The following is a 20,323-nucleotide window of genomic DNA, read 5'->3' as shown; positions in this document are numbered from 1 at the left end:
CTCCAACAGGTCTGTTGAGGACTGGAGACAAGGGCGGCCCCGCGTTCTTTGGCGAGAGGTGGGGGCCGCCCTTGGCGTAGCTAGAAGGGCGGTTCGTCGCTGTAGCCGCCTGGCGGGGTCCGGCGCGTCCAGCGCGGCAGGGGCAGCAGGACGATGCGCAGTTCGTCGTTCCAGCACGTGCAGAGTTCGAAGTCGGTGCCGTCGTACTCGCCGTCGTGGGTGACGCAGGTCCAGCTATGGCCGCCGTTGCCGTGACACAGCGGGCAGTCGGGGCGGGGAGTGTCGACTATGGCGATGGCCCGACGGGGCCATTCGATGACCTTGATGCGGAGTCGGAGCATGGGTGGTTGGTCTCCTGTCAGCCGTAGAACTTGTTGCGTTTGATGACGGCCTTGCGGATGTTGACCGTGGTTCCGCTCTTGTGGCCGCTCGCGCTGAAGACCTGCACGGCGATCCATCCGCCGAAGATCACGGCGGCGAGCGTGATGAGCTGAGTGATCAGTGCGGTCAGGGCGGTGATGAACGTGGTCAGCAAGAGCAGTCCGCCGCACACGGCGAGGAATCCGACGCCCCCGAGGGCGACGTTCACGGCCGCGCGGGAGACGGGCGGCTTGGCGACGGCCGGTTCGGGCTTGGCGGGCTCGATGGCGTATCCGGTGACGACACGGCCGTCCGGCAGGACCACACTCGCCACCGCCGGGACGGTGCCCGGCTGGACGGGAACGAGCGGCGCCGACGTCACGGCGGCGGGAGTGATGGGGGTGGGCTGGTGGACTTCCACGGCCCCGTGGGCGGGGGCGTGGCGGGCAGGCTCGGGGTACATGCGGAATCCCTTCCGAAGACGGGTCAGGGAGGCTGAGACACCCCCTTGCGGGAGGCGTCTGGAGGGGGTTTCAGGGGTCTGACCTGGGGTGCCTCCCTGCCTCCCTGAACGATCATTCATGCAGGTCAGGGCCAGGGAGGCGGGTCAGGGAGGCGTTCAGGGAGTTCTCCCTGCCTCCCTGACCCGGGCGGGGTCGGCTCCCTGTCATCCGGCGTCGGAAGCGGAACCGTCGGTGTCGCGGTTGGCGAGGGCGCGCAGGACGCGTTCGCGGGCGACGACCATGACGCCGTCGGACTTGTACGGCTCGGCTCCGGCGTCGTCCAGGACGCGCTTGAGGTCGATGAACGACCATGAGCCGTAGGCGTCCGAGTTCCGTGTGGCGAGCCGTGCCAGCACGTCCTTCGTCCGCACGCGGGGTGCGTCGCCGACGACGGCGGCGATGTCGGCGAGCGGGTCACGGTCCTCGCCGCGCTCGATGGCGTGCAGGGTGGTGACGCCGTCGCGCAGGGCCCTGGCGCGGGCGGTGATGGCCTTGGCCGCGTCGTCGTCGACGTAGTGCGTGCGCACCGTGATGGACGACTGTCCGGCCGGGATGTCGATACCGGAGGAGGCCAGGACCAGGGTTCCCTGATCCAGGCCGGGACGCAGCAGGTTCGGGGCGGCGCCGCCGTCGACGGCCTTGTCCCCGAGCGCCATGCGGGCCTGCGACTCCGTGCCCAGCGCGAGGGAGGCACGGGTGTGGGCGCCCTCGCGGACCATCTTGGGGAGGTTCTCGTTGGTGGGGTCCTGGGTGCCCTGCCACATCAGGACGTTGACCGCACGGCCTTGATTGTGGATCTTGCGGACGGCCATGAAGTACCGGGAGTTGGCCTTCGCCCCGCCGTACGGGCGCTTGTCCTCATCCTTGAGGGGGCACATGAACGCGACCTGCGCCTCGTCGACCAGCACGATCAGCGGCGGGAACTGCGTTCCGGGCGCGGCCATCAGACGCCGGTTCATCTCGTCGACCGCGCCCTCGACCATCTCGGTCACCTGGATCACGTGCTCATCAGTCGGCCCCTGGATCAGGGTGTCAGCGAGGCCGTCGAACATGCCCCAGTCGCCCACGCCCTTGAGGTCACCCATCAGGAACTGCACCGACTTGTCCAGCGACAGCCACAGGGCCAGGGAGCGTAGGGCGACGGTCTTGCCCTGGTTGGACAGGCCGGTGATGAGCAGGTGGCGCTGGTACAGGCTCAGCGCGGCGGCATCCCCGCGCAGGTCCTGGCCCCACGGGGCCTTGCCCTTGGTGTAGTCGGCGGTCATCGTCTCGTCGGTGACCAGCGGCGACGGGCCGATCGGCTCATCGAGCGCACCCGAGTCGGCCACCCACAACCGCACCGTGCGGGCGGCGGTGGGGATGGTGATGAACACCTCGTGCTCGTGCCGGGTGAGGTTCTCCGCGAGCTTGCGGCGGCGCTGCTGTACCTCGTTCGTCGACACCCCCGAGGGCAGGGTGACGTCGACCTCAACTCCGCATCCGGCGATCGTGATGGGTCCGAGCATGGACGCGCCGGCGTCGCCCATTTCCTTGATGGCGTTGCGCATCGCGGGGATGCCCAGGTCGCGCAGGGCCTTGACCACGATGGACGGGGTGATCGGCTCACCCTCGCCGGAGCGGACGTTCGCCGGGAGCGCCCACTGGGGTGCGGCTTGCTGCTTGCTGCCGACGGCCCACAGCGCGAGCAGGGCCAGGAACGGTCCGATCGTGAGCGCGGGACCCCACACGACCTGCACGATCCGGATCAGCAGGCCGATGAAGTCGATGGTGGCCGTGAGCGGCGTGATGACGTCCGCGACGTCCTTGGTGTTCAGCGCCATCACGACCCCGAGGGCGACCAGGACGCCGATGCCCATGCCGGTTCCGACGGCGGCGCCCTTGGCGACCTGGACCGGGGAGTGCAGCAGGTCCATGCGGCGGCGGTGGCGGGCGTCGCGGAAGCGCTGCAGCCGCTCCTCCCACTCTTCCGCCAGCTCGTTGTTCCCCGCGGCTTCAGCCGCGCGGATCATGCGCTCGTAGCGGGCACCAGTGCGGACGTCCCAGGTGCGGCGGGCCACGATCCGGCCCCCGTTGAAGGTGTAGAGGCCGTGGCGGGCTACCGCGCGGCCCACCGTCTTGGTGCGCTCGTGGGTGGCGGCGGTCTTGATGGCGCGGCCGGAGCGCACCCACAACGGCACCGGCCGCGTCGACGGGGCGTCCGGCACCACGGTCGGGGTGTTCTCGCCCGTGGGGGGATCGGTGGGCTTGTGGAGGTGGATGACGTTCTCGGTCATGCTGGGGGTTCTCCTGACTGCCCTGATCGGGGCGGGAGTTGAGGAGGAATCGCCGGGGTGGCCGTGTCCGTGGCAGGGGCGGCCACCCCGGGCGATTGCGGCTGGTCAGAACCAGCGGGAAGACTTCTTCGCGGCCTTGGCGCGGGCGGCCTCGGTGATGAGGCGCTGGCGCTCGCCGTACAGGGCGGTCAACTCCGCGTTCAGCCGGGTCTCGACAGCGGAACCGATGGAGTCCATCCGGTCCTCCGCACCGGCCGTGCTGTTGCCCCGGTGGATGCTGCGGGCACCTTGGGCCATCGCGCGGGTCATGGCGAGCCGTTCGCGGCTGGTCAGCGGCCACCACTCGCCCCGCTGCACGGCTTCCAGCTTGTTCGTGGTCCGCCGGATCTCCTTGTCCAGGCGGCGGATGTCCGAGTTGCCCATTACGCACTCCTAGGAGAGGTAGAAGGGAAGGCGCAGGGCACGCAGGTGCCGAGCGAGGTGGGGATGACGTATCCGGCATCGGTGCGGCAGGCTGGGCAGCGGCGGCGGGCGGCGTTGGCCTTGGCCAGAGCCGCCCACTTCGCCGGGGTCATCGGCCGTACCGGCTTCGCGCAGTCGATGCGGTACAGGTAGGCGACCAGCGGCCCCCGCCGTCGGCGTGGCCGTTCCAACTGAGCCGCCACACCCTGCCCACCAGGCCGTAGACCCCGTGCACGGAGTTGGCGGCGGGTGGCGTAGCCGTCCGGGGCCAGGCGCCACCGGAACACCGGCAGCGCCCCCATCAGGTCGCCTCGCTGCTCTGCTGCGGAGGCTCCACGGACACGGCAGTCAGACTGTCCAGCGCCCGGCGACAGTGCTCTTCAGTCGAGTTCTCGATCACCAACCGCCGGTCCTGGCGGTCCCACAGGGTGGCGAACACCCCATCTCGCCCGATCACGTAGCGGTCCGTCATGCCGCCACCCCCTTGGCGGCCCGTTCCGCCAGGAGTGTGTCCCGCAGCATCCGCGCGTTGGCCGGCGAAGTGTGGATCGCGCGGCGGATGCCCTCGCCGGTCACCTTCGCGTCCGGCCAGTCGGCCGTCGCCTTACGTGCCTCATCGAGCAACTGATCCGGCGTCCGCTTTGGCCGGGGCGATCGGGCCGCCTCGGGAAGGCGACCAGTCGCCCCGCGCGGCCGGGTCGACTCCGCCGGAACCGTCCGCCGCACCGCAGGCTCGATCGGAGCGGGAATCGCGGGCAGGGGCTTGAGCGGAGGAATCGACTTGCCCAGGTCGACTGCGACCGGTTCCGGCACCGGAAGTCGGGTGAGCGTCACTACCGGGTCTGGGGTCGATTCCCGCAGCTCAGCCATAGACCGTTTCATCACGGTCTCGGTAGATTCCTCCGCATTCGCGCCCGGGGTCGGATCGAGGGCGGCGGTGGGGATGACGCCGCCGAACATTGACGCGAGTGCGGCGTCCGCACCGGCCGTGACCCGATCGCGCTGGACGTCCAGCAGCCTCGATCCGAGCGCCACATCCCCGACACCGACCCTGCGGGCCAGACGCCATGACTTGAGCTCCGACCACTTCCTGACCCATTCAGTCGGGTGCTGGGTGGCGCGGGCTCGGTGGTAGGCGAGGGCCTGGACCAGGTCGGCGGTGCGCCGCTCGTGCTCCGCGTCACGGCCGTCGGTGTGCACCACGATCCGCCGGGCGAGAAACGCCATGCCCTCCGCCGACACGGACATCCCCATCGGGGTCAAGGCGTAGATGACCGTGCGGCCCAGGTCGGGAGCGGCCATCGCGCCCATGACAGCGGCAGCGGCCGGCAGAACCCACAACCCCGCCCGCACGATGCGCGGGGAGGACTGGCCCAGCATGGTCAAGCCCAGCAGGACCAGGGCGAGCACGGCCGTGGCACCCTCACCAGCCGCGAGCGCACCGAGCGCGGTGCCCTTGCCGTAGGAGTGACCGATATTGCTGTAGGTGCCGATCCCGCCGAACACGCCCGTGGCGAGCATCGGCACGAACGCGGCAGCCAGCACCCCGATCTGAACCTTCGTCAGCCTGGTGCGGTTCATCAGGCGCCCCCGGCGGTGAGCAGGGCGGCGAGGATGAGCAGGGCGCCGCCGGTCAGGGTGAGGTCGACCGCGCGGCGCAGGCCGGTGAACTTGGCGACCGCCAGCCGGGACAGCCCGGCGATATCGGCGGCGAGGTCGGTGGAGACGGTGGCGGTGATCTCCTCGGCCGTGAGGGTGGCCCACAGCGGGAAGCCGTGCGGGCCAAGCTTCGGCCGCGTCGAGCGCAGCAGCAGTCCGGCCGCGCCGACCAGCAGCGCCATACCGACCCCGCCCACCACGGCGGCGGGAACGGTCAGGGGCAGGTCACGGGCGATAGTCCAGGACCCGGCGAGGACGGCGCCGACGAACGCCAGCAACAGGCCCGTCTTGGTGTCGGTCCGCGCGAGTTCCGCCTTCACCTCAGCGTGGGCGTCCGTCAACGTCCGGTCGGTGGCGCTCACGCTCCCACCTCCGGCAGGAACGAGCCGTGCCCGGCGTGCCGGCGTACCGACGGGGGCACGTTCGCCAGGTCCCGGCGGGCGGCGAGCAGCCGACGGCGAGCCCGGCGGATGCGCTGCGTGTCCACCTCGTTCGGCGTGCGGTCCAGGGTGGTGATCTGCGCGTCGAGCAGGTCACGTTCCGCCAGGATGACGGGCATCTCCCACTCGATCGCGTTCAGCTCCGCGTCCGTCGGCTCGATGAAGTCGGCGAACGCGGTAACGGCGTCCTGAACAGTGACGATGGTCTTCATTGGGTCGTGTTCCTCTCACAGGGGTGGTGAACGGCCCGAACAGCACCCCCGGAGGGCCTAATCTCCGGGGGTGCGCGGGCAGCAGATGGATCAGCGGCGGAAGGCCCAGGAGATGAGGCCGCTCACCGTGTCGGTCACGTCGGTGACGCGGCCGGACTCCAGCTCGTCGGCGTAGGACTCCATCCGCCGCGCGCTGTCCTCGTTGCCGCGACTACGCACGACACGGGCGGCCTCACGGCTCTTCTCGGCCTGCTTCTTCATGCGCTCAGACATCGGGTTCCTCTCGACTGATGAGGGTGAATGCCGCACACAAGAGGTGCGAGGGGCCGCAATCGGCGGCCAGCGCCCCGGACCGGACTCGAACCGGTCAGGCTGCCTGCGGGGCTCCGCGATCTTTGCCCTTGTCTCACCGCACGTGTGGATCGCTTGTCCGCCCTGTAGGGACGGCATGGGAGAAGGTGCTTGCTGCTCGTGCGGCAGGGCCTACGGCTTGTCGCTGTTGCCTGATGCTTCTGACGGCCGCTCTCCCCATGTGCAGGTTGCGGTGCGTCCTCTGTTCAGTTCTCAACCAAATGGCGCTGCCTTCGTACTCACCCCTGCGGGCTTTCCTCCGGGCGCCGTTCATGCAGGTCAAACCCCACAAGAGGGCGCTCCCCCGTTTTGCTTAGGGGGGGTTGCCGTCTCGCTTGTTAGGTACCGTAGGCAAACCCGAGGCTGCGCGCAACCCCCTCTCGCGATACAGTTCGTTAGCCCCCCTAGGCGGAGATTGGAGAGGCGTGCACGACGACATGAAGCAGGTCGCTGACATCGCGGTCCCGGTCGAGCGAGCCAAAGCCGCAATCGACCTGATGGCGACCTATCAGAGGTGGGTGCTGGAGCTGTCCCGCATTCGCCGCGAGGCCATCGAAGAGGCGCAGGCGTCAGGCATGACGCAGGCAGAGATCGCCGGTCATCTGGGCGTGAGCCGAGGGCGAGTTGGACAACTGGCCTCCGCCGGGCCGCCTCCAGAGCGGGTGTTCTTCGGCACGGACATGGTGACGGTGTCACTGGGCGGCAAGGTTGAGGCAGGTAAGGGGCCGGACCAGAACCCGAGTGCGGTGGTAGTCCGGGAGGATCTCGACAACTTCGAGCACCTGCGCAAGCTTCTTGGCGGCATGAAGCTCGAAGCGCAGTACGAGGTGATCCCACCCTCCGGCATCGTCAATCTCAACCGTGACAACCACGTGGTCATCTGCGGTCCGCGATTGTCGCCCATCGTCGCCCAGGTGTTGGAGGGGGACCACAACCTGCGGTTTGAGAAGGACCGTGCCTGGCACCTGGTAGACCAGAAGACGGGCGAGACTTACCGGTCCCCGATGGATGAGGACGGCTCAGCAGGCGACTTCGGCTACATCGGACGGCTCCCGCGTCTGGACGGCCGTGGGACGTTTCTGTACATCGCAGGCATCCACGCAATCGGAGCGAACGGAGTCGTGCACTACTTGGAGCACCACTTGGCAGAGCTGTACCGAGAGGTTCGTACGCGACGCTTCTCCGCACTCATCTCCTGCCGCTACAACCCCGACACCCTGGAAGTGCTGGAGAGCCGTCGCGTCACCCCGCTGTACCGACACGAGAGCTGATCATGCGCGTCTGTGTTGAAACGCAAGCCGGCGGAGCCAATCCGAACGAAGATTGGGTGGCTGGCACTCCTACGCTCGCTGTGGTGCTCGATGGACTCAGTACGGCCGGGCTGACCACGGGATGCCGTCACGGCGTCCCGTGGTACGTCTCCCACCTCGGCGGGCACCTCGTGGCCGCTCTGGCAGATCTCGACCGGCCGCTCTCGGACGGGCTGGCGGATGCTCTCGAACGCGTGGCGGCGGCACACCCCGAATGCGACCTCCGCAACCCCGGGACCCCATCGGCGACGGTGGCGATCCTGCGACACCACTACGGCGTTCTTGACCACCTCGTCCTAGCCGATTCGCCCATTGTTCTTGACGGACCCCAGGGCCACACCCTGATCACGGACGTTCGTGTGGACGGAGTCCTGACAGACCTGCGAGCCGAAGTTGAGCGCCACCAGACCCACACGCCAGGGCACAGGGAGGCCCTACAGCGGCTCGTACTCGCGCAGCGGCAGGTACGCAACACTCCAGAGGGCTACTGGGTGGCCGCATCGAGTCCAGAAGCGGCTCAGCATGCCTTGACTGGCACGACATCGCAGACAGGCATCCACGCTGCGGCCGTCATGTCGGACGGCGTATCGCGGCTGGTCACGGAGTACAGCATGGCGACCTGGTCCGACGTCTTCACCACGCTTCAGACTGACGGGCCGCGCGGGCTGATCGAGACCGTGCGCAAGGTTGAGGCCACGGACCCGACGGGGGTTCGGTGGCCGCGCTACAAGTCTGGCGATGATGCAGCCGTGGCTTACTGCCGATGGTGAACGTGGGCCACCACGAACACCCTCCGGGCCGTGCGTTGCGCCAGGTCACACACCCGCTGCCGGGCCGTCTGTGGGCCGTTCGAGGGTGGCCAACGACGACAGATGACGACAAGCAACGACAGCGAAAGCCCAGCAAAATGGCGGGCCACGGAGTAACTCCGCAGCCCGCCAAGGGGGTTGTTCAGTAGACCGGCTTGTGCGGCTCGATCTGGTTGACCCAGCCGATCACACCGCCGCCGACGTGCACGGCGTCGGCGAAGCCCGCGGACTTCAGGACCGCGAGGACTTCCGCGCTACGGACACCCGTCTTGCAGTGCAAGACAATCTTCTTGTCCTGCGGGAGGGTCTCCAGGGCGGTGCCCATGAGGAACTCGTTCTTCGGGACCAGCCGGGCGCCGGGGATCGAGACGATCTCGTACTCGTTGACCTCGCGGACATCGATGATCTCGATGTTCTCGCCGTCGTCGATCCACTCCTTGAGCTGCTTGGGAGTGATCGTCGAGCCGGCGGCCGCCTCCTGGGCCTCCTCGGAGACGACGCCGCAGAAGGCCTCGTAGTCGATGAGCTCGGTGACGGTCGGGTTCTCGCCGCAGACGGCGCAGTTCGGGTCCTTGCGGACCTTGACCTGGCGGTACTGCATCTCCAGGGCGTCGTAGATCATCAGGCGGCCGACCAGCGGCTCACCGATGCCGGCGAGAAGCTTGATGGCCTCGTTGACCTGGATGGAGCCGATGGACGCGCACAGCACACCCAGCACACCGCCCTCGGCGCAGGAGGGGACCATGCCGGGCGGCGGGGGCTCCGGGTAGAGGCAGCGGTAGCACGGGCCGTGCTCGGACCAGAAGACGGAGGCCTGGCCGTCGAAGCGGTAGATCGAGCCCCACACGTACGGCTTGTTCAGCAGCACGCAGGCGTCGTTGACCAGGTAACGCGTGGCGAAGTTGTCCGTGCCGTCGACGATCAGGTCGTACTGGCTGAAGATGTCCATCACGTTGTCGGCCTCGAGCCGCTCCTCGTGAAGGATCACGTTCACGTACGGGTTGATGCCGAGGACGGAGTCGCGCGCGGACTCGGCCTTGGAGCGGCCGATGTCGGCCTGGCTGTGGATGATCTGGCGCTGCAGGTTCGACTCGTCGACCTCGTCGAACTCCACGATGCCGAGCGTACCGACGCCCGCGGCGGCCAGGTACATCAGCGCCGGCGAGCCCAGGCCGCCGGCGCCCACACACAGCACCTTGGCGTTCTTCAGCCGCTTCTGCCCGTCCATCCCCACATCGGGGATGATCAGGTGGCGGGAGTACCTGCGAACCTCGTCTACGGTGAGCTCGGGGGCCGGCTCGACCAGGGGTGGCAGCGACACGGGGACTCCGTTGGTCGGTCGATCACTACGGTTGTTCTCTCCGTAACAGTGCCATGGCCTTTTTCATTCCGAGACACCTGTTCCGATCCGCGAGACGATTTCGTCCCAGTAGCCGGGCATGGTCTCCCAGGGGTCGGTGCGCCCACCGTCCGTGCGGTCGGTGAACCAGATGGTCGCGGCGCCCTGCCAGCGGGCGATGCGCAGTGCCTCGTCGAGGTGGCCGAGGGGCACGCCGTGGACGAGGTGGCAGAAGCGCTCGGGCGGGTAGTCGGCCGTCCACTCGGCCACCTGCGACCAGCGGTAGTCACTCCACGAGCCGCGGAAGGTGACCAACTGGTCGGCGCACTCGGCGTAGCCCGGGTGGGGATGGGTGCCGTGGCCGAGGACGATGTGCACCTCGTCACGCAGCGCGCGCAGCGTGCTGACCGTGCGGCGGACCTCGGACAGAGCGGCGCGCTCGGTCGGACAGCGGTCGAGGAGGAAGCCGTCGACCCGGTACCAGTCGAGGTAGCGATGGGCCTCGGAGATCACCTCGCCGAAGGCACGGGCGCCGCGGGCCGTGTCGAGGCGAGCCGTGTCGAGGCGGGCCGTGTTCAGGTGAGCCGCGTCCAGGTGGCCGAGGACGCGGACTCCGGCGTTGCGGAGCATTCCGACGGCCTGCAGGCAGTGCGGGTCGGGGCGGGCGCCGGGGCCGTCGGCGACGTTGAGGACGACCCAGTGCACGGGGGTGCCGGGGCGGGTGAGTTCCCCCCACTCGGCCGGGGCGAGCAGGGGGTGTGCATAGCCGGGGACGCCGAGGCCGGTGCGGAAATCCGTGCTTGCTGTGGTGGGCGTGGTGCCGGTCAGATACGGCATGCCGCCTCCATCCAGATATCGCCCAGAGACTCTTCGAGGTTGATCCGCGGGCGCCAGCCGAGCCGGTCGCGTGCGGTGCGCACGTCGGCCTGCTGCCAGCTGCCGCAGCCGTCCGGGTACGGGTACACGACCGGGGCGGACTGGCCCGTGTGGGCGGTGTGGACCGCATGGGTCGCGTGCATCACGTGGTCCGAGTCGGCACGGGGGTGGCCGATGGACGGGCGCAATGGGCCGGGCGGGCCGTCGAGTTCATGGAGGGCGCCGCCGTAGCCGGCCACGCGGGCGAGGACGGCGGCGGCGTCGCGGAGGCGGACGGCACGGCCCGAGCCGATGTTGATGACGCCCTGAGCGGCGGACAGGGAGGCGGCATGGACGGCGCGGGCCACATCGCGGACGTCGATGAAGTCCCGCTGGGCGCCGAGGCCGGTGAGTTTGAGCTCACCGTCGCCCGACTGCATGGCGCGGCGCATGGCCTCGGCGAGTCGGCCGAGCGGGGAGCCGGCGGGGGTGCCGGGGCCCGCGGGCGAGAAGACCCGCAGGACCACGGCGTCCAGGCCGGAGCCCAGGACCAGTTCGGTGGCGGCGAGTTTGCTGACGCCGTACGGGCCACCGGGGCGGGGGACGGCGTCCTCGGCCGTGGAGGAGCCCGGCTGGCTCGGGCCGTACTCGGCGCCGCAACCGATCTGCACGAGGCGGGCCCCACAACCGCTGCGGCGCAGGGCCTCGCACACGGTGGCGACCGCGACGGTGTTGTGACGGGTGAGTTCGCGGGCACCACCCCTGGTGGCGCCGGCGCAGTTGATGACGACGCCGGGGTGGACCGCGTCGAGGAAGCGGGTGAGGGCGCCGGGGCTGCCGGACGCGAGGTCGAAGCGGACGTCCGCGTCATCACCACGACCGAGGGCGGTGAGCTGGACGGCGGGGTCGGCGAGGAGACGGTCGGCTACGAAGCGGCCGAGGTAGCCGTTGGCTCCGATCAGCAGGACTCTCATCGGGCGGCTCCCGCGGCCGAGGGGTGATCGGGTCGGGAGGTGATCATTTGGGGTTCTCCTTCAGGGGGTCTCAGACGGAGGGGTCGAGGTGGTGATGCCTCCGGTTGTGGCGCGGTGCGGGCTGTTGTGCCTGCGGCGGCGCGTGCGGTTGCCGGGCTTCACGGCTGGTTCTGGGTCGCATGGGCCGATGCCCTCGTGAGGGTGCGTGTCGCGTGCAGGAGGAGGGTCAGGGCGGCCGTGCCGCAGGCGATGGTCGGGATGGCGGCCTGGCCCCCGGTGTCGATGAGGGCCTGGACGGGGGTGGCCAGCCAGGCGCAGCCGGGGAGGCGGGCTGCGAAGAGGGCGGCCAGGGCGGTTGCCTCGGCCGAGGCCGCCGCGGTGAGGACGAGCACCGGGGCGTGGGTGAAGCCGTGGCTGGTGAGGAGGCGGCAAAGGAAGAGAAGCGCGCCAAGGGTGAGGGTCTGGGGGTAGGTGGACGGCTGGTCCAGGGCGGTGGTGGCGATGGCCAGGAGGGCTGCCAGGGCGCAGAGGTAGAGGGTGAACGCGCCCAGGAGCAGGGGCTTCGCGGAGGTGGCGAACTCCGCCAGGGCTCGGCTGGACGAGAGTTTGCGGCGGGCTCGTACGGCGAGGAGGTGGGCGCACCAGGCCGCAGGGACGCAGGACAGGGTGAGGGCCAGGACGGGGGCGGTGGTGAGGGGCCAGGGGCCTTCGGCGGCGCCGGTGGGGAGGGCGTCCGGGCCCCCGGTGGCGGCTGCCCGGAGGAGTCCGTCGCCGAGAAGGGCGTAGCCGACCAGCCAGGAGACCCGGGCGGTGGTCGGGTGTCTGCGGTCCGTAGGGGCGAGGGGGCCTCGGGACAGGGCCGCGCGCAGGGCCAGCGTAACGGCGAGGGCTCCCGAGGCGGCCGCGATCAGGCGGGACTGGCCGTGGGTGAGATGCAGGGCGGTCACGGCCGCCGCGCACAGGACTCCGGGGAGGAGGGTGAGGAGGATCCAGTCGGCCCGTGCGCGGGGAGTGGCGAGGGGCGCAGGGCCGGGCGCTGCTTCGGCGCCGCGGGACACTCGGGCGTACATCTCCTCCGCGAGCGAGAAGACGTCCCGGTGCAGGAAGCGGGAGGCGGTGCGGTCGCTGATGCCGTGGGCTTCCAGGCCGGCGGCGATCTCCAGCGGGTCCACCGCGCGTTCACACAGGTCCCGGTGACGGTGCATCAGCGCCTTGACGGGGTCCGCTCCGGTACGGCGGGTGGGGGTCGATCGAGGGCCGGTGGTGGGTTCCGACCGCTCGTCCCAGGTCCCCGGGCTGGTCGGAGCCCCGGGGCGGTCCAGTCCGCCCAGGCCGCTGCTCATAGCGCTCCCTCCGCCGCGGGCAGCGCGGTGGCGCGTACGGGGGCTCCCGGCGGTCGGGCCGGGCCGCCGCGGGCCACCAGGCGTGCCGTTCGCTCGGTCCAGCGGCCGGGGACGTGGGCCTCGGCGGGGACGGCGAAGGGCAGGGGGTCTCCGGCCTCGTCGAGGGCGAGGCGGCGGACCGGTGTGCGCGAGACGATCTCCAGGTAAATGCCGTGAAATGCTGCGACGTTCTGCTCGACGGTGAACAGTTCGAGCGCACGCGCGCGTGCGGCCGCGCCCAGACGCGCGCGGCGCTCGGGGTCGCGCAACAGCGCCACACAGGCCTCCGCGAGCGCCCGCGGATTGCGCGGCGGTACGACGAGACCGGTGCCGCCGATGACCTCCACGACCGCGCCGACGTCGGTGGACACCGTCGCGCGGCCGCTGAACATGGCTTCGACCAGGCCGATCGGGAAGCCCTCGACGACGCTGGACAGGACGGCCACGGCGCCCGAGGCGTAAGCGTCGGCGAGGGTCGGGATCTCCGGGCCGCCGATCTCCTCGAAGGAGACGGGGTTGTCGCCGACGGTGTGCGGCCCCTCGGCCTCGTCGGGGAACAGCTGGGCGGCCAGCGCCCTGCAGTGGCCGAGGTAGGCGGCGCCCTCGGCGCCTGACGGGGCGCCGACGATACGCAGGCGGGTCTTCGGCTCCTCCTTGCGTACCTCGGCGAAGGCGTGCAGCAACGACACGATGTCCTTGGCCGGTTCGATACGGCCGACCCAGACCAGCGAGTCCGGGTCCGAGCCCTCCGGGGCCTCGCCGACCTCCGCGAAGGGGGAGGCGTCCATGCCGGGGTAGACGGTGCGGAGCTTCGCGCGGTCGGCGCCGCAGCGCTCCTGCCAGCGGCGGGCGTGGCCGTTGCCGGGAGTGATGAGGGCGGCCCGGGCGTACGTCTCGGCGGCGAGCCTGCCGTGGAGGGCGGCGAGCAGGGAGCGTACGGCGGCCGAGGCCTCGGGGGCGGCCAGGTAGTGCGTGCGCAGGCGGACGCCGTACTCGGTCAACAGCAGCGGTACGCCGCAGAAGTGGTGGGCGAGCAGGCCGGGCAGGGCCGCGGCGCCACCGGACGTGGCGTGGCACAGGTCGACCGAGCCCAGGCCGTCGTCCTCGTACCAGTCGAGCGAGAGGGGGCGCAGTGCGCGTTCCAGATGCGCGGCGACGGCCAGGAGATCGGGGACGCGCGCCTCACGCGCCGTTCGCAGGGCGCCCGGAGCCCGACAGGCGCGCTCAAGGGCGCGTACGGCGGCCTCGGAGCGGAGCGCTCCCACCAGGCCGCCCTCGTCGCGGGCGAGTTCGGCGAGCCCGTACAGCGCGTTGCCGAAACGGTCCGCCTCAGTGGCCGACGCGTCCTCGGAAGCACCAGCAACCCCGGAAGCCCCGGATGCGCCTGTGGCGCCACCCGCGCAGAGCGCGGCCACCAGCTCGCCGTAGTACTCGGCGAACCTGCGGCGCACGCGGCGCCCGTACACGACCCCGTCGTCCTCGGCCGCCCACAGCGGCGCCGTGCGCACCCGGCTGACCTGCGGTGGCAGCGGGACCCAGCCCTCGTCCTCCTGGCGCTCGTTGCGGCTGAGCGCGTAGATGTCGAACTCGTGCTGCCCGAGCCCGCGCACGAGCCGGTCGCACCAGAGCCTGGCGTCACCGCTCACATACGGATAGCCACCCTCCGCAATCAGTCCGATGCGCACGAGCACACCCCCGATCTCCCTAAGGGGAGCCGCCGTTCCCCCGGCGGCTCACAGCGGGACGAACGTATGCGGACAAGGCTGTGGCGCGACGGACGGTTGTCCATCGCGCCACCAAAAGGGGTGAACGGTCGTAACTTTCCCGTGCAGGTCGCGTTCCGTCGCGCTAGGAGATCAAACGCGCACGCATCGTCACACCTGAACGGCTCGGACGGCCCGCAGGGCTCGGAGGGCTCAGAGGGTCACGCGGTGGCCAACTCCCGTCGCGCGGACCGCCGCTGTGCCGCGATCCGCGGGTCGAGTGCCGGTACGGCGGCCAGGAGCTGCTCGGTGTACGGGTCCCGCGGGTTGTCGTACACCTCGTCGGCGGGCCCCTCCTCGACGATCCGCCCGCGCCGCATCACCGCGACCCGGTCGCTGACCTGGCGTACGACGGCGAGGTCGTGCGCGACGAAGACGAGCGCGAGTCCGAGTTCGCGTTGCAACTCGCCCAGCAGGGCGACGACCTGGGCCTGTGTGGTCACGTCCAGCGCGGAGACGGGCTCGTCGCAGACGATGACGCGCGGGTCGGCGGCGAGCGCCCGCGCGATGCCCACGCGCTGGCGCTGGCCACCGCTGAACTCGTGCGGATAGCGGTCGTAATGCGCCGCTTCGAGCCCCACGCGCTCCAGCAGTTCCCGTACGCGCCCGCGGATGCGCCCCTCGTCCGACTCGCCACGCGCGCGGAGCGGGTCGGCGATCGACTCGCCCACGCTGCGGCGGGGGTTGAGGGAGGAGACCGGGTCCTGGAAGACCATCTGCACCGCGGGATTCACACCCACGCGCGCGTGGCCGTCGTCGCGGACCTCGCCGGCCGTCGGCTCCAGGAGCCCGACCAGCATGCGCCCCAGGGTCGTCTTGCCACTGCCGCTCTCCCCCACGACCCCGAGGGTCTCGCCGCGGTGGATCTTCAGCGACACGTCGTCCACCGCCGTGAACGCCCGTTTCCCGCGCCCGAATTCACGCCGGAGGCCGGTCGCTTCCAGGACGGGCTCGGCCCGGTCCTTCACGGAGACCTTCGCCGACACCTTGGCCAGGGCCTTGGCCGGCACCTCCGCCGGCTTCTCCACGGACGCCTCCACGGACGCCTCAGCCGGCCTTTCCGCCGCCCCCTCCACCAGGCTCTCCGCCACCGCGGAAACGGCTCGCGGCGCGTCCACGCGCGGGACCGCGCCGAGCAGTTCGCGGGTGTACGGCTGCGCGGGCGATCCCAGTACGGCGGTGACCGACCCGTGTTCCACCGCCCGGCCGTGCCGCATCACCAGCACCTGGTCGACGCTCTCCGCGGCCACCCCCACGTCATGCGTGACGAGGAGCAGCCCCATGCCGGTCTCCTCGCGCAGCGTGTGCAGCAGGTCGAGGATCTGGGCCTGGACGGTCACGTCGAGCGCCGTCGTCGGTTCGTCGGCGATGAGCAGGTCGGGCCCGCAGGCCAGCGCCATGGCGATGAGGGCGCGTTGGCGCATGCCGCCGCTGAACTCGTGCGGGCGGGAACGGGATCGCCGTGGCGCGTCCGGAATTCCAACCCGGTCCAGCACCTCCACCGCACGCGCGCGTGCCGCTCGCCGCGACGCACGCGTGTGCACGCGATACACCTCGGCGATCTGGTCGCCGATCGCGTAGTACGGGTCGAGCGACGACAGCGGGTCCTGGAAGACCATCGCGGCCTTCTTGCCACGCAGCCGCCGCAGTCCCTCGTCCGACACCTCCCGCACGTCGACACCGGCGACCTCGACCGCACCACCGACGCGCGCTCCCGTGCCCCGGTGCAGCCCGAGCAGGGCGGAGGCGACGGTGGACTTGCCGGAGCCGGACTCGCCGACGAGGGCGAGGGCGGCGCCCTGCTCCAGTCGGAAGGAGAGGCCGTCCACAGCACGCAGGGACCCGAACTCGACCGTCAGGTCCGTGACGTTCACCAGACTCATGTGAGCACCACCCGTCGGTCGGCCACCGCGTACAGGACATCTGCGACGGCGTTGGCGACGACCACGAAGAAGCCGACGACCAGGACCATGCCGACGACGACGGGAAGGTCGACCACGTCCACCGCATGGACCAGTTCCTGGCCGATGCCCGGCAGGCCGAAGAGCGTCTCGGTGAGTACCGCGCCCCCCACCGCGCTGCCGAAGTTGTTGGCGTTGAGCGCGATGACCGGCGCGAACGCCCCGCGCAGCGCGTGCCGCCCGATGACGGACCGCTCGCTCACGCCGTACGCCCGGAAGGTCCGGATGTGGTCCTCGGCGAGCGTCTCCAGCATCGCCGCCCGGGTCAGCCGGGCGAACGCGGCGGCCTCGATCAGGGCGAGCGAGAGCCAGGGCAGCAACAGGTTCCACGCCCACTGTTCCGGGTCGTCGGTGAAGGCGACGTACTGCGGGAACGGCAGCAGCCGCAGTTGTCCGCAGACGACGATCATCAGGACCAGGCCGATGACGAAGACCGGCGTGGCCACGCCCGCGAGCGTGATGCCGGTCAGCAGCCGCTCGGTGAGGCGGCCGCGCCGCCACGCGGACAGGACGCCGGTGCCGACGCCGAGGACCAGCCACAGCACCATTGCGCCGAACACGAGCGACAGGCTGACCGGCAGCTTCGCCAGGATCAACGCGGTGACCTGCTGGTCGCTCTGGTACGACAGCCCGAGGCACGGCGCGGAGCAGTGCTGCACCGCGGTGCCGGTCGAGTAGTCCTGGCCGGCGACCAGGCCCTCCAGAAAGTGCCAGTAGCGCACGTACAGCGGGTCGTCGAGGTGCAGTTGCTCCGCGACCTGCTGCACCTGGGCGGGCGAGCAGCGCGGGCCGCAGGTGATCTGGGCGACGTTGCCGGGGGTGGCGTAGAAGACGACGTAGACGATCACCGAGATGGCGAACAGGGTGACGACGGCGCCGACGAGGCGGCGCAGGGCGAACCCTCCGAAGCCGTTCATGCCTTGGCCTCCCTCTTGCGGCCCGTGCCGACGTGCAGCCGCGAGGCCGCACGCGGGTCGAGCGCGGTGCGCACGCCGTCGCCGAGGACGGTCAGCGCGAGGACGGTCACGAAGAGCGCCCCGGCGGGCAGCAGCAGGTACTGCGGGGCGGCCTGGTACCAGACGTCGGCCGCGGTCAGCATCTGTCCCCAGGACGGTGTCGGCGGCTTCACGCCGACACCGAGGAAGGACAGGGCGGCCTCGACGGTGATGTTGGCCGGGACGAGCAGCGCCGCGTACGTGATGACCGGTGCGGCGACCCCGGGCAGCAGTTCGCGGCGGGCGATCCGCCATGAGCCCCAGCCGCTGAGCCTGGCGGCGGAGACGTAGTCCAGCTCCTTGAGGGTGAGCGTCTGGGCGCGCACGATCTTCGCGATGCTGCCCCACGCGATCAGACCGATGACGAGGGCGACCAGCACGGGCCGCGGGAAGCTCGACGGCACGATCGCGAGCAGCGCCAACGACATGATCATCAACGGCATCGCCACGATGATGTCGGTGAACCGGCTCAACAGTTGATCAACCCATCGGTTCCCGAGCGCGGCCGCGACGCCCACGACGACACCGATGACGACCTGGACGACGGTCGCTGCCAGCGCGACCCCCAGGGAGACCCTGGCGCCGTACACCAGCCGTGCGAACAGATCCCGCCCGGTCTGCGGTTCGACCCCGAGCCAGTGGTCGGCGCTCACCCCGCCGAACGACCCGATGGGCACACCCCCGCGCGCGGAGTCCACCAGGGACGGGTGGTACGTGGTCGGGTCCTGGCCCTCGATCGCGGTAAGCAGCGGTGCGGCGAGCGCGACCAGGACGAGCAGCGCGACGACGGCCGCCGCGACGAGGGCGGCGCGCTGCGTCCGCAGCCGCCGCCAGAACTGACGAGCCCCCGAGGCCCCCGGAGCAGACACCCCGGGAGCCTCGACAACGAGAACTGCCTCACTCACGGCGCTACTTCACCGCGACCTGGGAGATGTCCAGAACGCCGGTCCAGTCACTGATCACGACGTTCTTGATGTCCTCCCCGTACAGCCGCTTGTAGACGGGGTGGAACAGCGGCACGGTCAGCGCCTGCTCGCCGATCTTCTTGTCCAGCGCACCCCACCGCTTGGCGGCCGCGTCAAGATCGGTCAACTTGTTGATCGCGTCAATCTCGGCATTGACCGACTTGTCATTGAGTAGACCCGTGTTGAAGTTCGCGCCGTCCTTGACGATCTGCCGGCCGTCGAAGATCGGGGCGAGGAAGGGACCGCCGGAGGGCCAGTCGGCACCCCAGTGCGCGAGGAAGAAGCCGGGCTCGGTCTTCACGTTGTGGATCTTGTCGGAGTAGTCGTTCTCCTCCAGCCCCTGCAGCTTGACCGTGATGCCGGCCTTCTTCAGCGCGTCCTGGACCGCGGTCGCGATCTCGGGGCTGGTCTCGAAGTCCTTGGCGTTGGAGTGGGTCAGGGTGACGGTCAGCCCGTTCGCGTAACCGGCCTCCTTCAGCAGCTCCTTGGCCTTCGCCGGGTTGCCCGCCTTACCGGCCGGGAACAGGTCGTACGGCTCGTAGCCGAAGGACTTCTGGTTCGGCAGGTAGGTGGTGGCGGGCTCGGCCAGTGCGGAACCGCCGGCCGCGTTGATCACGGACGACCGGTCGACGGCGTACGAGATCGCCTGCCGCACCTTGACGTTGTTGAACGGCTTGACCGTCGGGTTGAACGCTATGTAGTTCGTGTAGCCGAAGTGGCCGGTGCCGACGCGGGAGGCAAGGTCCTTGTCCCCGGTCACCTTGGCAAGTTCGGCCGGGCCGAGGTTGGTGTCCGTGGTGACCGCGGCGGCGTCCGCGCCCTGGGACGAGGACAGTCGCTGGTTGATCACGGACGAGTCGAGCCCGGACCGTACGTCGATCTTGTCGGGGTAGGCCTTGCGCTCGGCGTCCGTCGAGGCGGACCAGTAAGTGTTGCGCTCCAGGGTGAGCCGCTCACCGTCGTTCTCGTTCTTGACGACCTTGTACGGGCCGGAAGAGACCGGGTGCTGCTCGTACTTGGTGCCGTTGTCCTTGGCCTGCGGAACGGGCGTGAACTGCGTCTGCGTGGCCAGGTACGGGAACTCGCCCTCGGGCTTGTTCAGATGGAAGACGATGGTCAGGTCGTCCGGCGTCTCGATCGCGTCGAGGCCCTTCTTGTCCTTGTACGGCCCCTGGTAGTCGGCGGCGCCCACCAGCCAGTCCCGCAGGTACGGCGCACCGCCGGACAGTTCGGGGGCGAAGGAGCGCTCGATGCCGTACTTGATGTCGGCCGAGGTGATCGGGGTGCCGTCCTCGTACTTGAGGCCCTTCTTCAGGGTGTACGTCCACACGGTCGCGTCCTTGTTCGGGCGCCCGGTGTCGGTGGCGAGATCGGGGACGACCTCGGCGCCGGCCTCGCCGTTCTCGCGGTTGCGGGTGGTGAGTGTACGGAAGACCAGGGAAGGGACGTTTCCGCCGCCGGAGGTGTACAGACGGGCGGGATCGAAGTCCTGCTGCGGACCGGAGTTCAGGACCGTGAGCGTGCCGCCCTTGTGGGGCGTGGAGTCGCCGCCGGCACTCTTGGCATCGTTGTCCTCAGGCCCGCAGGCGGCGGCGCCCGCTGCCACGACCAGGCTGACGGATGCCGCGGCCACGCGGCGCGCAATGACGGACGGTTGACGCATCGGAGACGACCTCTCGAAAGGAATGAGTCTCGAATAGCGAGACGGAT

At 70.2% G+C, this 20,323-nt stretch carries 21 protein-coding genes; 2 read left to right on the top strand and 19 right to left on the bottom strand.

Annotated features, from left to right (window positions below; genetic code table 11):
• Positions 1 to 80: 80 nt before the first annotated feature.
• The 10 genes from ADK36_RS11075 to ADK36_RS11040 all read right to left on the bottom strand — a co-directional run bounded on the left by ADK36_RS11075 (position 81) and on the right by ADK36_RS11040 (position 6,182).
• Positions 81 to 341 (bottom strand): hypothetical protein, encoded by a 261-nt coding sequence (locus ADK36_RS11075; RefSeq protein WP_053197169.1) that lies wholly within the window; start codon positions 339 to 341, stop codon positions 81 to 83.
• 17 nt (positions 342 to 358) lie between these two features.
• Positions 359 to 823, bottom strand: a complete 465-nt coding sequence (locus tag ADK36_RS11070; protein ID WP_053197167.1) for a hypothetical protein — start codon at positions 821 to 823, stop codon at positions 359 to 361.
• Between the two features lie 204 nt (positions 824 to 1,027).
• Entirely contained in the window at positions 1,028 to 3,136 is a 2,109-nt protein-coding gene (locus tag ADK36_RS11065) for an FtsK/SpoIIIE domain-containing protein (protein ID WP_053197165.1), read from the bottom strand.
• 105 nt (positions 3,137 to 3,241) lie between these two features.
• A complete protein-coding gene (locus ADK36_RS11060) occupies positions 3,242 to 3,559 on the bottom strand; it encodes a hypothetical protein (RefSeq protein ID WP_053197163.1) in 318 nt (105 codons plus the stop codon).
• Positions 3,559 to 3,900 carry an RRQRL motif-containing zinc-binding protein gene (locus tag ADK36_RS46070; RefSeq protein WP_078942675.1) on the bottom strand — a complete coding sequence of 114 codons (342 nt, stop codon included), beginning with the start codon at positions 3,898 to 3,900 and terminating at the stop codon, positions 3,559 to 3,561. The genes ADK36_RS11060 and ADK36_RS46070 overlap by 1 nt, the downstream gene beginning before the upstream one ends.
• Positions 3,900 to 4,070, bottom strand: coding sequence for a hypothetical protein (locus tag ADK36_RS48735; protein WP_159391114.1), 171 nt, complete (start codon positions 4,068 to 4,070; stop codon positions 3,900 to 3,902). Before ADK36_RS48735 ends, ADK36_RS46070 begins: the two co-directional genes overlap by 1 nt.
• Positions 4,067 to 5,179 (bottom strand): conjugal transfer protein, encoded by a 1,113-nt coding sequence (locus ADK36_RS11055; protein ID WP_053197160.1) that lies wholly within the window; start codon positions 5,177 to 5,179, stop codon positions 4,067 to 4,069. The genes ADK36_RS48735 and ADK36_RS11055 overlap by 4 nt, the downstream gene beginning before the upstream one ends.
• Positions 5,179 to 5,619, bottom strand: a complete 441-nt coding sequence (locus ADK36_RS11050) for a Pycsar system effector family protein (RefSeq protein WP_053197158.1) — start codon at positions 5,617 to 5,619, stop codon at positions 5,179 to 5,181. Before ADK36_RS11050 ends, ADK36_RS11055 begins: the two co-directional genes overlap by 1 nt.
• On the bottom strand, positions 5,616 to 5,909 hold the full coding sequence (locus tag ADK36_RS11045; RefSeq protein WP_053197156.1) for a DUF6284 family protein: 294 nt from the start codon (positions 5,907 to 5,909) through the stop codon (positions 5,616 to 5,618). The genes ADK36_RS11050 and ADK36_RS11045 overlap by 4 nt, the downstream gene beginning before the upstream one ends.
• Positions 5,910 to 5,999: 90 nt before the next feature.
• Positions 6,000 to 6,182: a hypothetical protein gene (locus ADK36_RS11040; protein ID WP_053197154.1), complete on the bottom strand. Its 183-nt coding sequence runs from the start codon at positions 6,180 to 6,182 to the stop codon at positions 6,000 to 6,002.
• 503 nt (positions 6,183 to 6,685) lie between these two features.
• Here ADK36_RS11040 and ADK36_RS11035 point away from each other — a divergent pair.
• On the top strand, positions 6,686 to 7,531 hold the full coding sequence (locus ADK36_RS11035; RefSeq protein WP_053197153.1) for a sigma factor-like helix-turn-helix DNA-binding protein: 846 nt from the start codon (positions 6,686 to 6,688) through the stop codon (positions 7,529 to 7,531).
• Between the two features lie 83 nt (positions 7,532 to 7,614).
• Entirely contained in the window at positions 7,615 to 8,340 is a 726-nt protein-coding gene (locus ADK36_RS11030) for a hypothetical protein (RefSeq protein ID WP_234329735.1), read from the top strand.
• Between the two features lie 181 nt (positions 8,341 to 8,521).
• Here the strand turns inward: ADK36_RS11030 and moeZ are convergent, their stop codons facing one another.
• The 9 genes from moeZ to ADK36_RS10985 all read right to left on the bottom strand — a co-directional run bounded on the left by moeZ (position 8,522) and on the right by ADK36_RS10985 (position 20,276).
• Positions 8,522 to 9,700 (bottom strand): adenylyltransferase/sulfurtransferase MoeZ, encoded by a 1,179-nt coding sequence (gene moeZ, locus ADK36_RS11025; protein ID WP_053197148.1) that lies wholly within the window; start codon positions 9,698 to 9,700, stop codon positions 8,522 to 8,524.
• Between the two features lie 63 nt (positions 9,701 to 9,763).
• Positions 9,764 to 10,555: a spherulation-specific family 4 protein gene (locus ADK36_RS11020; protein WP_048582143.1), complete on the bottom strand. Its 792-nt coding sequence runs from the start codon at positions 10,553 to 10,555 to the stop codon at positions 9,764 to 9,766.
• Positions 10,543 to 11,547 carry an NAD-dependent epimerase/dehydratase family protein gene (locus tag ADK36_RS11015; RefSeq protein ID WP_048582144.1) on the bottom strand — a complete coding sequence of 335 codons (1,005 nt, stop codon included), beginning with the start codon at positions 11,545 to 11,547 and terminating at the stop codon, positions 10,543 to 10,545. The genes ADK36_RS11020 and ADK36_RS11015 overlap by 13 nt, the downstream gene beginning before the upstream one ends.
• 158 nt (positions 11,548 to 11,705) lie before the next feature.
• Positions 11,706 to 12,890, bottom strand: coding sequence for a hypothetical protein (locus ADK36_RS11010; RefSeq protein ID WP_053197146.1), 1,185 nt, complete (start codon positions 12,888 to 12,890; stop codon positions 11,706 to 11,708).
• Positions 12,887 to 14,614 (bottom strand): DUF3492 domain-containing protein, encoded by a 1,728-nt coding sequence (locus ADK36_RS11005; RefSeq protein ID WP_048582183.1) that lies wholly within the window; start codon positions 14,612 to 14,614, stop codon positions 12,887 to 12,889. Before ADK36_RS11005 ends, ADK36_RS11010 begins: the two co-directional genes overlap by 4 nt.
• Before the next feature lie 239 nt (positions 14,615 to 14,853).
• The gene (locus ADK36_RS11000; RefSeq protein WP_053197144.1) at positions 14,854 to 16,575 is read right to left on the bottom strand and encodes a dipeptide ABC transporter ATP-binding protein; all 1,722 of its coding nucleotides are present in this window, start codon (positions 16,573 to 16,575) and stop codon (positions 14,854 to 14,856) included.
• A complete protein-coding gene (locus tag ADK36_RS10995) occupies positions 16,572 to 17,570 on the bottom strand; it encodes an ABC transporter permease (protein WP_053197143.1) in 999 nt (332 codons plus the stop codon). The genes ADK36_RS11000 and ADK36_RS10995 overlap by 4 nt, the downstream gene beginning before the upstream one ends.
• Complete coding sequence (locus ADK36_RS10990) at positions 17,567 to 18,553, bottom strand: ABC transporter permease (RefSeq protein ID WP_048582148.1); 987 nt, start codon at positions 18,551 to 18,553, stop codon at positions 17,567 to 17,569. Before ADK36_RS10990 ends, ADK36_RS10995 begins: the two co-directional genes overlap by 4 nt.
• Before the next feature lie 4 nt (positions 18,554 to 18,557).
• Positions 18,558 to 20,276, bottom strand: a complete 1,719-nt coding sequence (locus ADK36_RS10985; protein WP_048582149.1) for an ABC transporter substrate-binding protein — start codon at positions 20,274 to 20,276, stop codon at positions 18,558 to 18,560.
• Positions 20,277 to 20,323 lie beyond the last annotated feature (47 nt).

It is taken from the genome of Streptomyces viridochromogenes, assembly GCF_001270495.1.
Classification (GTDB): Bacteria; Actinomycetota; Actinomycetes; order Streptomycetales; family Streptomycetaceae; genus Streptomyces; species Streptomyces viridochromogenes_A.
Note: the sequence above shows the minus strand (reverse complement) of the source record. Positions and strands in the feature narration are given on the sequence as shown.

Bases quoted from the DNA above. Each gene is read 5' to 3' on its own strand.
- ADK36_RS11075 (WP_053197169.1), bottom strand. From the start codon at position 341: ATGCTCCGACTCCGCATCAAGGTCATCGAATGGCCCCGTCGGGCCATC.
- ADK36_RS11070 (WP_053197167.1), bottom strand. From the start codon at position 823: ATGTACCCCGAGCCTGCCCGCCACGCCCCCGCCCACGGGGCCGTGGAA.
- ADK36_RS11065 (WP_053197165.1), bottom strand. From the start codon at position 3,136: ATGACCGAGAACGTCATCCACCTCCACAAGCCCACCGATCCCCCCACG.
- ADK36_RS11060 (WP_053197163.1), bottom strand. From the start codon at position 3,559: ATGGGCAACTCGGACATCCGCCGCCTGGACAAGGAGATCCGGCGGACC.
- ADK36_RS46070 (WP_078942675.1), bottom strand. From the start codon at position 3,900: ATGGGGGCGCTGCCGGTGTTCCGGTGGCGCCTGGCCCCGGACGGCTAC.
- ADK36_RS48735 (WP_159391114.1), bottom strand. From the start codon at position 4,070: ATGACGGACCGCTACGTGATCGGGCGAGATGGGGTGTTCGCCACCCTG.
- ADK36_RS11055 (WP_053197160.1), bottom strand. From the start codon at position 5,179: ATGAACCGCACCAGGCTGACGAAGGTTCAGATCGGGGTGCTGGCTGCC.
- ADK36_RS11045 (WP_053197156.1), bottom strand. From the start codon at position 5,909: ATGAAGACCATCGTCACTGTTCAGGACGCCGTTACCGCGTTCGCCGAC.
- ADK36_RS11040 (WP_053197154.1), bottom strand. From the start codon at position 6,182: ATGTCTGAGCGCATGAAGAAGCAGGCCGAGAAGAGCCGTGAGGCCGCC.
- ADK36_RS11020 (WP_048582143.1), bottom strand. From the start codon at position 10,555: ATGCCGTATCTGACCGGCACCACGCCCACCACAGCAAGCACGGATTTC.
- ADK36_RS11015 (WP_048582144.1), bottom strand. From the start codon at position 11,547: ATGAGAGTCCTGCTGATCGGAGCCAACGGCTACCTCGGCCGCTTCGTA.
- ADK36_RS11010 (WP_053197146.1), bottom strand. From the start codon at position 12,890: ATGAGCAGCGGCCTGGGCGGACTGGACCGCCCCGGGGCTCCGACCAGC.
- ADK36_RS11000 (WP_053197144.1), bottom strand. From the start codon at position 16,575: ATGAGTCTGGTGAACGTCACGGACCTGACGGTCGAGTTCGGGTCCCTG.
- ADK36_RS10995 (WP_053197143.1), bottom strand. From the start codon at position 17,570: ATGAACGGCTTCGGAGGGTTCGCCCTGCGCCGCCTCGTCGGCGCCGTC.
- ADK36_RS10985 (WP_048582149.1), bottom strand. From the start codon at position 20,276: ATGCGTCAACCGTCCGTCATTGCGCGCCGCGTGGCCGCGGCATCCGTC.